This is a genomic window from Candidatus Sulfidibacterium hydrothermale (assembly GCF_020149915.1).
Taxonomy (GTDB): domain Bacteria; phylum Bacteroidota; class Bacteroidia; order Bacteroidales; family F082; genus Sulfidibacterium; species Sulfidibacterium hydrothermale.
The window spans coordinates 344,692-360,774 of record NZ_CP083760.1 but is presented as its reverse complement, the minus strand read 5'-3'; the positions used below and the strand labels follow the sequence as shown (position 1 = coordinate 360,774).

General features: G+C 41.8%; 9 protein-coding genes. 6 read left to right on the top strand and 3 right to left on the bottom strand.

Going from position 1 to position 16,083, the window contains the following annotated elements; genetic code table 11:
• Positions 1-23: 23 nt before the first annotated feature.
• Entirely contained in the window at positions 24-1,706 is a 1,683-nt protein-coding gene (locus LA303_RS01355) for an ABC transporter ATP-binding protein (protein ID WP_240526147.1), read from the bottom strand.
• A gap of 237 nt (positions 1,707-1,943) precedes the next feature.
• On the opposite strand from LA303_RS01355, the gene LA303_RS01350 reads away from it, so the two are divergent.
• A complete protein-coding gene (locus LA303_RS01350; RefSeq protein ID WP_240526146.1) occupies positions 1,944-2,333 on the top strand; it encodes a hypothetical protein in 390 nt (129 codons plus the stop codon).
• Positions 2,334-2,401: 68 nt separating this feature from the next.
• Here the strand turns inward: LA303_RS01350 and LA303_RS01345 are convergent, their stop codons facing one another.
• Entirely contained in the window at positions 2,402-5,683 is a 3,282-nt protein-coding gene (locus LA303_RS01345) for a VPS10 domain-containing protein (RefSeq protein ID WP_240526145.1), read from the bottom strand.
• Between the two features lie 209 nt (positions 5,684-5,892).
• Here LA303_RS01345 and LA303_RS01340 point away from each other — a divergent pair, with 209 nt between their 5' ends.
• A complete protein-coding gene (locus LA303_RS01340) occupies positions 5,893-7,650 on the top strand; it encodes a dipeptidase (protein WP_240526144.1) in 1,758 nt (585 codons plus the stop codon).
• A gap of 25 nt (positions 7,651-7,675) precedes the next feature.
• Here LA303_RS01340 and LA303_RS01335 read toward each other — a convergent pair whose 3' ends face one another.
• Complete coding sequence (locus LA303_RS01335) at positions 7,676-8,416, bottom strand: NUDIX hydrolase (RefSeq protein WP_240526143.1); 741 nt, start codon at positions 8,414-8,416, stop codon at positions 7,676-7,678.
• Between the two features lie 436 nt (positions 8,417-8,852).
• Between LA303_RS01335 and LA303_RS01330 the strand changes: the two genes are divergently transcribed.
• From LA303_RS01330 to LA303_RS01315, 4 genes are all read left to right on the top strand, one after another.
• Positions 8,853-10,331, top strand: coding sequence for a sugar porter family MFS transporter (locus LA303_RS01330; protein WP_240526142.1), 1,479 nt, complete (start codon positions 8,853-8,855; stop codon positions 10,329-10,331).
• Positions 10,332-10,800: 469 nt separating this feature from the next.
• Positions 10,801-11,361, top strand: a complete 561-nt coding sequence (locus LA303_RS01325; RefSeq protein WP_240526141.1) for an RNA polymerase sigma factor — start codon at positions 10,801-10,803, stop codon at positions 11,359-11,361.
• A gap of 105 nt (positions 11,362-11,466) precedes the next feature.
• Positions 11,467-12,534: a FecR family protein gene (locus LA303_RS01320; RefSeq protein ID WP_240526140.1), complete on the top strand. Its 1,068-nt coding sequence runs from the start codon at positions 11,467-11,469 to the stop codon at positions 12,532-12,534.
• 156 nt (positions 12,535-12,690) lie between these two features.
• Positions 12,691-16,083 carry a TonB-dependent receptor gene (locus tag LA303_RS01315; RefSeq protein WP_240526139.1) on the top strand — a complete coding sequence of 1,131 codons (3,393 nt, stop codon included), beginning with the start codon at positions 12,691-12,693 and terminating at the stop codon, positions 16,081-16,083.

Below are 16,083 nucleotides of genomic sequence, written 5' to 3'. Positions count from 1 at the left end.
AATTTTTTCTCTTTTTTTAAATTCTACATGGTATTTTGCAAAACGGGAATTGCAGCAATCAGTTTTTGAGTATAGGGGTGTTTCGGATGATAATAGATCTCATCTGCATCGCCCGTTTCCACAATTTTTCCTTCTTTCATCACGATAATACGGTCGGACATAAAGCGGACAACCGATAAATCGTGCGAAATAAAGATATACGTAAATCCGAATTCGGCTTTCAACCGGTTTAACAGATTAAGAACGGTTGCCTGCACCGAAATGTCCAACGAAGAAACAGCTTCGTCGCAGATAATAAATCGCGGATTGAGAGCCAGTGCCCGGGCAATCACAATCCGTTGACGTTGTCCGCCGGAAAATTCATGAGGATAACGGTGAAAATGTTCCGGTTTCAAACCGGTTTTTATCATCAGTTCGATGGTTTTCTGTTTTAACTCTTTGCCTTTGTACAGCTTATGCACCTGCATGGGCTCCATAATGGCTTTTCCGATACTGATCCGCGGGTTTAGTGACGAATACGGATCCTGGAAAACAATTCCGGTTTTTTTACGGTAGGGTTTTAATTCTTTGCGTGAAAGAGGCAGAATATCTGTCTCTTCAAAAAAGATCCGTCCGCTATCCGGATCGATCAACCGTAATAATGTCCGGCCAAGTGTTGTTTTTCCGCAACCGGATTCCCCGACCAAACCTAACGTTTCGCCCGGATACACCTGAAAACTCACATGATCCACAGCCTGTAACGAACGGATGACCTTTCCCCGCCACGACTTTTGCAACGGATACGATTTGACCAGCTCTTCCACCCTGACCAACGGTTTTTGGGTATATAACCGGGCCAGCCGTTCTTTTCTTTCTTCCGGTTTTTCTTCTTCCGGATGAAAACCTTCGGCATTTTCTTTACGCATAAAATCATCGAGCGTTGCCAGTTTCTTCAACCGCTTATCCAATGGCGGATGACAAGCCAACAAGGCCCGGGTATAAGCATGCTGCGGGTTCCCAAAAATTTGTTGACGGTTTCCGGATTCCACAATCTTTCCCTGATACATCACCAAAATTTCATCGGCAATACCGGAAACCACATTTAAGTCGTGCGAAATAAAAAGCAGGCTCATTCCGGTTTCCTGCTGAAGGCGCTTTAAAAGCAGAAGAATCTCTTTCTGCACTGTTACATCCAGTGCCGTCGTCGGTTCATCTGCAATAAGAATATCCGGATGATTGGCCAAAGCCATGGCAATCATGATCCGCTGTTTTTGCCCGCCTGAGATCTGATGCGGATAGGAAGAAAAAATCTTTTCCGGTCGCGGGATCTGCACTTTCTCAAAAAGAGACAATACTTTTTGCCGGGCAGCGTCTTTCGAAACTTTTTGGTGTTGCCTGATCATCTCTACCACCTGTTTACCGCAGTGCATCACCGGATTCAGCGCAGTCATCGGCTCCTGAAATACAATGGAGATTTCTTTTCCCCGGATATCCCGAAAAGCTTTCTCGGAGAGAGCAGCCAAATTTCTGTCTTTAAATAAAATCTGCCCCCCTGTAATCCGGGCCTGTTTGGGTAAAAGCCCCATGAGCGACAAGGCGGTTAACGATTTGCCGGAACCCGACTCTCCTACCAGTCCGGTACAGGTTCCTTTTTTCAATGTAAAATTTACATCCTGAACCACCGGACGATCGCCAATATGAATGTTTAAATCTTTAACCGTTAACATGCTTCAAAGATAGACTTTTTTCGCCTGAGGCCCTTCTCCCGAAAACATAATCTTTGTTAAACCACTACCAGCGAAGCACTTTACTGATGCACTATTCCACACAAAAAAGTATAACCAAGGCCTTACTTTTCTCAAAGAAAGATACAACAACTTAATTGATAACGAAAAAAAATCCCGTCATTTCATTCCAATTAAAATATGGTTGTATTTTTGCCGGAAACGAGACAAATAAAACGTATGAAAAAAATTCTGATTCTTATTCTGCTCTCTGCCGTTTTTTTAGGAGCATGTAACAGCCCGGCATCAAAGTTAAAAGGCGAATGGAAAGTAGCTGATGTAAAAACTAATTTTGGGAAAACCAAATTACCTCCGGAACTGGTGGCCCATATTGTGGCCGAACAGAAAAAAATCAGTTTCCGGATTATGAACGATTCGGTCATGGTGCTGATTCTGGACAACAATACCCACGAAGCCCATTGGAAAATGGGAAAAGATCATGAGATCAGTTATTACTTCACCACACAACCGGCCATGTTTCATAAACTGGGAAAATGGGACGGAACCCACATTATCTCGGACACCAAAACCCCGTTGGGTGATTTAATTGTAACCTACGAGAAAAAATAATTTTATCACGGTTTTAAAAAAAGCCTCTCTGTTTTGCAGAGAGGCTTTTTTATTCTTCCGGAAATTTTCTATTGAAGCAAACGTCCGGGCGTATAGGGTGCTTTAATCGCATTGAGTTCTTTATCCAGTGCTTTCAGCTGCTCGTCCACTTTTTTTATGCGGGCAAGGACACCGGGAAGAGCCTCTTTGACAATTTGCATGTTCATTTTCTGCATTTCGGTAGGTGCCGAGGTAGATTCCCAGGAAGCAAACACCGCTTCGTTTAATCGTTTCATCAACGGCATCGGTTCCGGCGGAACTTCTTCAAAACTGGCTTTGGCCGGCATGCCATGGAAGAGATAATTGATTTTTTCAATTTCCTCTTTCACTGCCTGGGCTTGATTTTTCATGGCCAGCGTAGCTGCCGGAGTAATCTGGATAGCCTGTTGAACATAAGCCGTTTTGGTTTTCAGGCTGTTCAGATATTGCTGGGCCCCGCTCATTACCCGCCACAAATCAGAAAGCTGTCCGAAGAACGCATCCAGTGCCTGCCGGTCTTTTGCCGGAAGAGTGGTATTGTTTAACACTTTGGCGGTAAATGAAACCGGACCGGCCAACGGTTTTTCTTTTCCGTTGTGGAACAATTCCAAGGTAACCGTATATTTTCCCGGAAGAGCCATCATGCCGTCAGCACCATCGGCCATCGGATTAAACTCTTTATTTTTTAGCCGTACCGGTTGCGGACTGACATAGTGCAAATCCCAGTTTACACGGTGAATGCCTTTGGCCGCCGGCTTGTATATCTTCCGAACCACTTCACCCTGAGCATTTTTGATGACAAAAACAAAATACGGACCGGTTTCGTTTTTCTCTTTTTCCAACTCTTCGTGTGTTGGCTGCGGAATAGGTTCTCCTTTTTTAAAGAGCGCTTTTTCTTTCTCCAGCCGTTGCTGTTTCAATGTTTTAGGAACATCCTTTACATAATACGTGAAATTAGCACCAAAAGGCGGGTTAGGCGCCTGATAATAAGCCGAACCGGTTCCGTAACGATCATCTTGCTGAATATACATCAGGGCATCACGCGGAGTAAAAAGAATAGCCGGTGTATTTTTCAGCTTGTCTGCCGACAATTGTCGCAGAGAAGAATAATCATCCAGAATATAAATTCCACGTCCGAAAGTGGCAATAACCAGGTCTTTCCAGTTTTTTTGAATCGCAATGTCACGCACGGCAATATCCGGCAGTCCGGCTCCCAGTTTAATCCAGTGCTTTCCACCGTTCAGGGTAAAATAAAACCCGAATTCCGTTCCCACAAAAAGTAGATTCTTGTTAACCGGATCCTGAGCTACAGTATGAACCGGTTCTTTGGGAAGGTCTCCGGCAATGGAAGTCCATGTTTTTCCTTTATCGGTCGTTTTCAGCAAATAAGCTTTAAAATCATCGCTTTTGGTATCATTAAAAGAAGCGAAGAAAACATTCTCATCAAAATTAGAGGGGAAAACATCACTCACATAAGTGTATTCAGGAACTCCGGGAAAAGAGGTTGTTTTATTCCAGGTTTTTCCGTCATTATCGGTAATCTGAATGACACCGTCATCGGTACCCACCACCAGAAGGCCTTCTTTTAACGGAGATTCGGCCAACGAAACAATGGTTCCCCATTGTGAAGTGGAAACATCCTTGGCCACAGCATCGGACGGCCAGTATTTTCCCATGATTTTCATCTTGTTGCGATCCAGATCGCGGGTAAGATCGCCACTGATTTCGTGCCAGCTGTTTCCGCGGTCATCGCTTTCAAACAACTTGTTTGCCCCCATGTACAAACGGGTTGGCTGGTGACTGCTCACAATAAACGGAGCATCCCAATTCCAGCGGAAGGTTTTTTCTCCCTTTTTGGGCATCGGTTTTATTTTAATTCGCTCTCCCGATTTCCGGTCATAGCGATAAATATTTCCGTATTGATAAGCCGAGTAAACAATATCCGGATTGTTTGGATCGGAAGCCTGCCAAAAACCATCGCCCCCAAGCGTAGTCACCCATTCACAACCGGTAACGCCGCCCCGTTTCAGGTTTCGTGAGGGGCCACCCAGGCTGTTATTGTCCTGCGTTCCGCCGTAAACCCAATAAAAAGGTTTGGTGTTGTCGGCCCAAACCCGGTAAAACTGAGTAACCGGAAGCGTATTTTTAAAAATAAACGTTTTGGCCCCATTCCAGGTTTCATACACCCCACCATCGCAGCCAATGAGCATGTGATCGGTATGCTGTGGATCAATCCAGTACGCATGATCATCCACATGACGTTTGTTGTTTCCGATATGTTTCCAGGTTTTACCGCCATCGAGTGTAACCGCTCCGTAAGTATTCACGGCATAAACCTTGTTTGGATTTTTCGGATCAGGATACAATTCGCTGTAATACTGTCCGCTGCTGTAATAATCACTCATTTTTTTGAAAGAAGCCCCCCGATCAGTTGACCGGAAAAATCCGCCTTTTCCGTTAGAAGCCTGAAACATGACATACACAATATCCGGATTGGCCGGAGAAACAGCAATAGCCATTCCGCCTTTGTCCACCGAAGGAATTCCATTGGTCAACTTTTTCCAGGTCTTTCCGCCATCGGTGGTTTTGTAATATGCCGACTCGGGGCCGCCGCCAATCTGTGTCCATTGTCTCCGGCGACGTTGTTCGGCTCCGGCATAAATCACATCCGGATTCCCGGGTTCAAAACACATATTGGCCACTCCGGTATTTTCCGAGATGTACAACACCCGTTTCCAGGTTTTTCCGCCGTCGGTGGTTTTGTAAAGACCACGATCGCCACCGGGTGCCCAAACCGAACCTTCGGCCGCCACATAAACAACATTGGAGTTTCGGGGATCGATGAGAATTTTCCCGATCTGACGTGAATTTTTCAATCCCATGTTTTTCCATGTTTTTCCGTCATCGGTCGTTTTCCAGACACCGTTTCCGTAACCGAGTGCCCGTTGGTGATTGTTCTCTCCGGTTCCGGCCCAAATAACGTGGTGGTTATTCGGATCCATCGCAAGACATCCCATGGAATAGGCCCCGTAATGATCAAAAACCGGTTTAAAGGTTGTTCCGTCATCATCGGTTTTCCAGATACCACCCGAGGCAGCTGCCACATAAAACCGGCTGTGATTATCCGGGTCAACGACAAAATCGGCAATTCGTCCGGAAGTGAAAGCCGGCCCGATGCTTCGCCATTTTAATCCGTTGAACAAAGATGCTTTTAGCTCATGCTGAGCCGGAGTTTTGGTTTTTTTCTTTTTTGCCTGGGCAGGCAGTGTCCCAAAGACAACAAAACCCGCCAGTAAGACATAAAAAATCTTACACGTAAATTGTTTTTTCATAGGATAGCTGTTAAATGATTGGTTGGCTGTTTATTTTACAGGGTTAAAGATAATAATTTTCATCTATCGCTCTGTCATTATTTTGTCCTGGTTATTTTTCAAATGTTTCGTTTTTTCGATCCGGAAAACAAATAAAATTTCAAAGTCTCATCCCGCAAAAACATGTACATTTGTCGTTCATTTCAATAAAACATTAAATTTTTGGTCTTATGCAGAAAAAAATCTCCACCCTGTTGGGCTTTCTTGTCCTTTTTCTTTTTTCATTTACCGAAACCAGTTACGGTTGTACCAACTATCTGGTTACCAAAGGAGCTTCGGCTGACGGTTCCGTTATGATTTCCTACAATGCCGACTCACACGTGTTGTATGGTGAACTTTATCACTGGCCGGCACAAACCTGGCCCAAAGGCACCATGATGGATGTGTACGACTGGGATACCGGAAAATATCTTGGAAAAATTGAACAGGCGCATCAGACGTACAATGTGGTGGGCAATATGAATGAATACCAGGTAGCCATCGGCGAAACCACTTTCGGCGGCAGAGCATCATTACAACACCAACCCAAAGCCGTAATCGACTACGGCAGCCTGATTTATATCGCTTTACAGCGTTCAAGAAGTGCCCGCGAAGCCATTAAGGTGATGACACAGCTGGTAGCAAAATATGGCTATTACAGCGAAGGGGAATCGTTTTCTATTGCTGATAAAAACGAAGCCTGGATTCTGGAAATGATTGGGAAAGGTAAAGGCGAAAAAGGCGCTGTTTGGGTAGCCCGCCGCATACCTGACGGTTATGTATCCGGACATGCCAACCAGGCACGTATTACCACTTTCCCGCTGGCCAACGGAAAAACCTCCATCACTTCTGACCAAATGGATAAAATTTTTAATAAAGAGGTCAACACCGTTTATGCTGCTGACGTCATTTCTTTTGCCCGCAAAAAAGGCTTTTACAAAGGACCGGATAAAGATTTTTCCTTTTCCGATACTTATGCTCCCGTTGACTTTGAAGGGGCCCGTTTTTGTGAAATCCGTGTATGGACGATGTTTAACGATGTAAAAAAAGGAATGGATAAATACTGGGATTACGCCAAAGGACATATTGAGCACGGAAAACGGCTGGCCGACGGGGACAAAAACCTGAACGGTTACGCCACGAACCGGATGCCGCTGTGGGTAAAACCCGATAAAAAAATCACGTTGAAAGATATGATGCATTTTATGCGAAACCATCTGGAAGGTACCGAACTCGACATGAGCAAAGACGTAGGTGCCGGACCATTTCATTGTCCTTACCGCTGGCGTCCGCTTACCTGGAAAGTAAATGGTGTAGAATACTTTAACGAACGGGCCACGGCTACCCAACAAACCGGGTTTACTTTTGTAGCCCAATCGCGCAGCTGGCTGCCCGACGCAGTGGGCGGAATTATCTGGTGGGGCGTTGACGATGCTTCCGGAACAGTTTACATGCCCATCTATTCGTCCATTACTACCATTCCGGAAAATTTCAGAGTCGGCAATGGCAGCATGATGGAATGGTCTGATTCCTCAGGGTTCTGGATTTTCAATCAGGTCGAAAATTTTGCCTACACGGCATGGGACCGGATTCATCCCGACATTGTGAAAGCACAATCGAAACTTGAAAATGAGTTTTTCGCTTTTACACCTGCCGTAGACGAAACAGCTGAAACACTTTATAAAACCAATCCGAAAGAAGCTGTCGCATTTTTGACCGAATACAGCAATGCCATGGCATCCAAAACGTTCAAAACCTGGAAGAATCTTTATCACCACCTGTTTATGAAATACATGGACGGGAACATTAAATTTAAACGTCCGGTACCCAAAGGATACAAATACGTGAATCCTAAACTGGAGCAACCGGGATATGGTGAAGATTGGTATAAACTAATTATTGAACAAACCGGCGATAAATTTAAAGTACCGGGGCAAGAAAAGAAATAACAGCCACACACTACAGCCCGTGCAGTTAAATTGTAAAATCAAACTGGCGGGTATGTAGTTTTTGGTAAATATCTTTGCTGAACATATACAACTGAGCCGGCCTGTGCGATACCTCTGTTTCTTTTTCGTGTAAAGGAACAATATAGCGCAAGCCGGCTATTTTTTTCCGGAAATTACGTTTGTCCAGCTTTTTTTCGAAAACAACTTCATAAATTCGTTGCAACTGGCTCAAGGTAAACTTGGGCGGTAATAATTCAAAGGCAAGCGGCTGATTACGCAACTCATTCCGAAGCGTTTCCAGAGCAAAAGTAAAAATATCACGATGGTCAAAAGCCAATGGCAAATCTTTTACTTCATCCACCGGAAACCAACGGGCATTTCCATTTAAAGAAGTTTTATAATCCACATCTTCAGAAAGATTTACCAGTCCGAAATAGGGAATCGTAATTACCCGTTCTTCCGGATGATCAATGGCATACAGCCAGGTCATATCGCGGGGTTGTCGTTTTAACCGGTTGGTATCGCCAAATGCCTTTAACTGTTTCAGGTAAATCTTCTGTAATCCGGTTTGTTCATACAAAATCCGCTCGGCAGAAACATCCAGGTCTTCATCTTTCCGAATCAGATCTCCCGGAAATTTCCAATCGATATAGTTTTTCCCCTCATGATATACCGGACGGGTAACCAACAAAATATTCAGATGAAAATCATCAAAGCCAAAAACCACAGCATCCACTGAAATATTAGGAATCAATCGTTTGTCCATTTTTCTGTTTTATATCTGTCGAATTACCGTTTATTTTTGTTATCAAGTTGCGTTCGTATCAAAATTTTGTCAAAACGGCTTTTGTTCTTTTTACCGGGTTTTCTCTCCGGATTATTCCGGTTATATTTAAAATACAAAGGCTATTTCCGGGAAAAATTCACCGTACAAAGGTAAACATTTCATTTTACATCCAGACTTATTGTCATAAAAACATTTACTAAGACCGAGAGAAGAAATACAAAAACAAGAGGTTTGAACAAAAAAACAATAAACATAAACTTTTTATTAACAATAGTTTATATAATATAAACAAAGCTCCATGATTAATGCTTGACAAAAACCTTGTTCAATTCAATAGTTTTTATACATTTGTAGGGTTATTAAGTGTTATTTTTACATTAAGTGTCCTGAACAGACCATCCTAAAAACAACAGAAATGGAAAAACAAACAACCTACAACAAAAATCTGGTCGTAATTATTGCTGCGGTAGCCGCCACAGGCGGATTACTTTTTGGATTTGATACCGGCGTAATTTCCGGAGCCATTCCTTTTTTTCAACAGGATTTTCAGTTAAGTAACAGCATGGTGGAAAATATTACCACGGCAGGATTGATCGGTGCAGTTATCGGAGCCATGTTTACCGGACGGCTTTCCGACATTTTCGGACGCCGGAAAACAATTCTCGGAGCAGCAATCATTTTTGTTGTGGGTGCAGCCTGGTCGGGTTGGGCCCCTAATCCCACCGATTTAATTCTTGCCCGTTTGTTCATCGGTCTGGCTATCGGGATTTCCTCTTTTTCCGTACCACTTTACATTGCAGAGATTTCTCCCACCAAAATGCGGGGACGTCTTGTTTCGCTGTTTCAACTACTCATCACCATAGGTATTTTGGTTTCGTATCTGAGCGATTTGGCTTTTGCCAATAATGATGTGCTTAGTTCGTGGCGCCCCATGTTTTATGCCGGAATGATTCCGGGATTCATTCTGCTCATTGGCATGCTGTTTCTTCCGGAAACACCGCGTTGGCTGATGAGCAAAGGCCGCGAAGAAGAAAGCCGGAAAATCCTGCAACGCATTGAAGAACCGGCACTGGTGGAAGAATCGATCCAACGGATGAAGCAAGAAATTGAACAGGACAAAGAAAAAGCCGGTTTGCGGGAAATTTTCCGTCCCTGGCTGCGTACGGCTTTAATTATTGCTGTAGGAATTATGTTTTTTCAGCAATTCGTGGGTATCAATACAGTAATTTACTACAGCCCGAAAATTTTTATGATTGTCGGATTTGAAGGGGCCCGTGCCGGAATTTGGGGAGCCGTAAGTGTGGGAGTCATCAACGTACTGTTTACCATTCTGTCATTGTTTATGATTGACCGGCTGGGACGCCGGAAGCTGTACTTCATCGGATTGAGCGGTATTGTTATTTCGCTGATGGCACTCGGAATGGTATTTGCTTTTCATACCGCACTGGGTGATACCGGAAAATGGATGGCTATTGCTTTTGTATGGATTTACATTGCCTTTTTTGCTATCAGCCTGGGACCATTGGGATGGCTTATCATTTCCGAAATTTTCCCGTTGCGGGTAAGAGGAATCGGTACATCCATCGGATCACTTTCCAACTGGTTTTTTAATGGTGTGGTGGCATTTACTTTCTTTAAGATAGTTAAACTGTTTACCGCTTCCGGTACCGGCATCATTACCCATGAAAAAATTTATGATGCAACCACCCACACCTTTGTTACCAAGGCTATCGACAACGGCAATCCGGCAGGAGCTTTCTGGCTTTATGCTTTTATTGGTGTTCTGGGATTGATTTGGGGATATTATTACCTGCCCGAAACCAAAGATGTACCGCTGGAAAAAATAGAAGAACACTGGCGCAAAGGCGGAAAACCGAGAGACTTAAAAAAATAACGGAACACATTAATTATCAGTTTCCGACAACCGGAAATTTGTTCTTTTCCCTGTTGGCGGATAAAAACGTTGATTAAAAAAAATACTGATAATTTAGTACTTATATGGTGTTTTTATTTTAACAAACAGTTGTTTTAAAATTCGGTTTATTTCTCCAGATTCTACAAAAGAGAAAATTTTTTACTGTTTTTTTTACAAATTCTTATCCGTTAAAAAATAACCGTTATTAACGCTTGGCTGTAAGCTTTTAAGAACAAAATTATCTTATCAAAGAGCATCCTTTTCAGTTTAAATTCGTTTTTCTAAATACAAAACCAGGTCAAAATGCTTTTTTTATCATACTTTTGTTCAAGAAATTTATCGGAAAAAATGAAACTTTCTTTCTTCAGGGGCTTTTGGGTTTTATTTTTTCTTTTCAACATCTGTTGTAATTAAATTTTTAATAATTAAGCAGATAAGGGAGTTAAAAATGCGGGATGAAATAACGTTGGTAGGAGCATTAAAAAAAGGTGATCGTACCGCTTTTGAAGAAATTTTCCGTTTATACAACAAAAAAATTTATTCGTTTTGTTACTCCATTTTACACCAAAGTGAAGAAGCCGAAAATATTACCCAAGACATTTTTGTTAAGCTTTGGACGATAAAAGAAACCATTGACACCAAAAAATCGTTTTCCGGTTTTCTTTTTACGATTGCCCGAAACATGGCTTTTTACCACATTCGTTCCGAGATCCACCGGCAAATTATCCTGCGGGAAGTTATTAAACAAAGAAAGGCCAATCCCAATCCTACCGAGTCAAAAGTTTTATTTGACGAATTAGAGCAATCTTTCACCGAAGTAATCAATCAGCTACCCCCTAAACGCAGAGAAATCTTTTTACTAAGCCGCGAAGAGGGGCTATCCTATGCAGAAATTTCTCAACGGCTGAATATTTCCGTTCACACGGTGGAAAGCCAAATGTCAAAAGCATTAAAATTTATCCGGGAGTCGCTCGGAAAATACCTGTTTCTTCTTTTCCTATTTCTTTGATTACATTGTACTTATAAGAAACAATCCCTCCCGAAGGAAAATTTTTTCTTTTTCGGGTAATGGTTTTTGTTGAGCAAAGCATACTTGTAATAAAAGAAGTTTTCTATGAAGCGTGAGGGAGAATATCTGGAGATTATTCGAAAATTATTTCACTACGAGTACAACGAGGAAGAACTACGTCAACTTTTAAAACGATTTGAAACAGAAGAAGAACAGAAAGCTTTTTATAAAGCTGTTGAACAACTCTGGGAAACAGCAGAAAATACAGAAAGCCCCGCTTCCTACGATCCGGAAAAACTTTTACAACGTGTTTTGACCACCATCCGGACCAAAGAAGCCCAACCCAATAAAAAAACAACGATTCGTTCTATCCCCCGGAAAAAAGTTATCCCGCGTCTTTTAAAAATAGCTGCAATATTTATTCTGGGGCTTTTATTGTTTTTTGGCGGAAGATCCATTTACCACTGGCATCAAAAAGAAGTTTGCGTTTTTGTAAAAGCACCTTTAGGCGTAAAAAAATCGGTTATTCTTCCGGACAGCTCCCACGTTTGGTTAAATTCCGGAAGCATTTTAAAATACCCCCGACATTTTGGGAAAACCCGAAAAATCTGCTTGCACGGAGAAGCTTATTTTGAGGTAACAAAAGATGCTAAACATCCTTTTATTGTACACACCCCAAAAATCAATGTAAAAGTATTGGGAACCGGTTTTAATGTCAGTGCCTATTGCGATGAACCGGTTCAGGTTACTTTGGTCCACGGCCGGGTCATGGCCTTCAGGAAAAGCCGGTTTGGAAGAATCAAGGCAAAAGTAATTCTGTCGCCGGGTGAACAAACCACCTTTTCAGAAAAAACCAACACGTTCCAGGTCCGAAAAATCAACACAAGCGACTATACTGCCTGGATAAAAGGCCGTCTTGTCTTTAAAAACACGCCTTTACCGGAGGTCGTGAAAAGAATTAATCGTTGGTACAATGCAAAAATTGTTATAAAAGACAACGACAGTATTTTAAATCAAATGAACTATACCGTTCAGTTTAACAAAACGCCTTTACCTACCGTCTTGAAAATATTACACGAAATGACCCCGGTTTGTTTCAAACAATCAGACGGAAAAATCTTTGTGACAAAAGATAAAAAACGATGGAAAGATTTTATCAAAAATAATGAATAACAAAAACCAGTTGCCTATGAAACAAAAAAAGAGTAAGAGATGCAAAACAAAAAAGTCGGAAAATGCTGGCACATTTCCCGACTGGACAATTAAAAAATCATAAACAGACGCGTTGCAAAAGGTCTATTTATAATTATTAATCACAAATACAAAATTATGAATTATAAAGATACGATTAAATGGCTTTACAGCTTTTACAAAAGTAAATTTTTCCTTATCGCACGGTTAACAGTCATATTAATCTTGGTGAATCTTTTCACATTGTCGGCAAAAACGTCTAAAGGCCAGGAAGCCAACTTGTCGATAAGAATGACTAATGTTACCATTCAGCAGGTTTTGAATGAAATTTCCCAGCAAAGTAATTACACTTTTGCCTGGAGCAGCAAATTTGTTAACTTAGATAAAAAAGTGGACATTCAGGTTAACAATCAACCCATTGACGTTGTTTTAAATAAATTATTCGACGGATGTGGGGTAAAATACAAAATAGAGGGAAAAACCGTCATTCTCACGCCTGCGGCACAAGCCGAACAACAACAAGCAGAGAAAAAAATCACCATTACGGGTACCGTCACTAACGAAAAAGGACAAACCCTTCCCGGAGTTACCGTATTGGTAAAGGGAACCACCAACGGTACCGTTACGGACGTTGATGGTAAATACACCCTACAAGTAAAAGGCACGGATCAAACCCTGGTATTTTCTTTTGTTGGGATGAAATCACTGGAAGTTCCCATTAAAGGAAAATCTGTTATTAACGTGACCATGAAAACAGCTACCGAAGGCCTGAATGAGGTCGTTGTACTGGGTTATACCACCAAAGGAAGAAACGAGATAACCGGTTCGGCTGTTCAGGTAAAAGGGGCCGACCTCAAAAAAATTCCGGTAGTTAATGTTTCCCAGGCTTTGCAGGGGAAAGTTCCCGGCCTTGTGGTTACCACATCTTCTGGTACTCCCGGTTCTGTACAAAACATTCGGATTCGCGGGGTAGGATCTATCACAGCAGGAAACAGCCCGTTAATTGTTATTGACGGAGTACCTGTTATTAACGAAAACTTCAGCGGTAGCCGGTCATCCAGTTCGCTGAGTGCGCTTGCCGCCATTAACAGTAATGATATTGCCAGCGTTACTGTTTTGAAAGACGCTTCAGCCACTTCGGCTTATGGTGCCCGGGGTTCTAACGGTGTTATTGTGATTACCACCAAAAAAGGAAGGATGGACACCAAAACTCATTTTAACTTTAATGCCAGTTACGGATTTCAAAATGATGCCGTTAAAGGACTCGAACCTTTAACAGGTAAACAAAGAGAAACGTTATTCCTGGAAGGAATTTACAATACTTATGGCCCTTATGGAAAAGGTTATTTCCAATCCAAAGACTCTACCTACAGTTTTATGGTTGCCCACAATCTCGACCATGGCAAACTTCAAAATTGGGATGGCGTGGATGGTGACTGGCCGGACGTCATTAAAAATAAAAACGCACCTACTGAAAATTATAATTTTTCTGCTAGTGGCGGTGGTAAAAATTCCGATTTTTATGCTTCCGTTGGCTACAATAAAACCGAAGCTACAGTTATTGGTAGTGATTTTAAAAGAATTAGCGGTAATTTGAATTATAGCCGGAATTTCAGAAAGAATATAAGATTTTCTACGGTTAATACGGTTTCTAACTCTACACAAAATGCTTTGGCAGAACAAAGCGGCTACTTTGCAAACCCGTTTATTGCAAAGTATTTTATGAGTCCGTGGGATCATCCTTATAATGATGATGGCACAATTAATACAGATATAGCCATGCCGTTTAACCCACTTTACATTGTAAAAAACGACATTCGACGTAATGAACTGACACGTGGTTTGAGTAACTCCTATGTAGAATGGGAAATTATTAAAAACCTGAAATTTAAATCTGTGATCAGTTTAGACTACAATATTGCCACTTACAAAAGATATGCTAACCGGCATTATGGTGACGGAGCAGATGTCAATGGTTATGCAGAATCTTCTGTTGACAGAAACTTTACAGTAGTCGCTCAAAACTCTTTAGATTACACCTATCGTTATCATGACCACACTTTCCATTTTAAAGCCTTAATGGAATACCAAAAAAATAAAGATAATTACTTATTTGGTTATGGTGAACAGTTTGCTGCAGATGGTTTAACCAATATTGCCAATGCAGGAGCCAATTGGGATGCTACCTCATCTTATTATGATTGGAGTAATCTTTCTTACCTCGGTATGTTTAATTACAACTACCTTGGAAAATACATTGCTGACTTTACTTTCAGAAGAGAAGGTTCTTCCCGGTTTGCTTCCGACAACCGGTATGGTAACTTTTGGTCAGTGGGTGCCGCATGGAACATTAACCGTGAATCCTTTTTCTCAAATATTAAGTTTATTAATATGTTGAGAATCCGTGGTTCTTATGGTTTAAGCGGCAACTCTGAAATTCCGATCAATTCTTATCAGGCACTGCTTTCGTACGATGCAAATTATGCAGACAAAGCAGCCATCTACCCCAGCCAATTTGGAGCCAGTAATTTAACCTGGGAAAAGAATAAGAATTATGACATCGGAATGGATTTTATTGTTTGGAAAAATAAAATCAACGGATCAATTTCTTATTTCCACAAAAAAACATACGACCTGCTACAAAATGTTCCCATGTCGCGTACTACCGGATTCAGCAGTCAGGTACAAAATTCCGGGAAAGTATTAAACAAAGGGATAGAAGCTACTTTAACAGTAAGTATTTTTCAGAAATCGAACTTCCACTGGAATGTATCTTTCAACTATGCCGGACTGAGCAACGAAGTGCTGGATTTGGCCAGAGATGCCAAAGGGAACTATATTGATATCGAAAGCGGAAGCCAAAAAGTGGCTGTAGGCCATCCAATTTCTGCTTGGTATATGCGGAAATACGCCGGAGTGGATCCTGCCACAGGTGATGCTCTTTGGTATCTGAACGGTACCGGAGGACCAAATGATACGGTCACTACCGATTACTATGCAGCCAAAAAAGCTTTTCAGGGAGGAAGTGCCATTCCTACTTATACAGGCGGCCTTTCAACCCATATTGACTACAAGGGTTTTTATCTCGATGCCAGTATGTATTACTCTGGAGGAAATAAAGTTTTCGAAAGATGGTCGCGTTATACTCACAATGCCGGGTTATATTCTACCTTGTTATTCAACGGCGTTTCTCCGCTTATGAATCGTTGGCAAAAACCCGGTGATATTACCGATGTACCAAAAATGAAATACACATACCATGATAACTCATCAAGAACTTCTACCCGATTTTTGTATGATGGAGACTATATCCGGTTAAAAGATGTTACACTGGGTTACAATTTCCCCAAAGCACTTTTATCTCACGTCGGATTAACAGGATTAACCGTTTATGTGAAAGGGACAAATTTATTGACCTGGGTTAAAGATGACCGGTTAAAATATGATCCGGAAGTCAGAGCCAACGGGTTTACTCGATTAACTACTCCCCCTGTAAAATCAGTTGTATTTGGTTTAAATTTAAATTTTTAA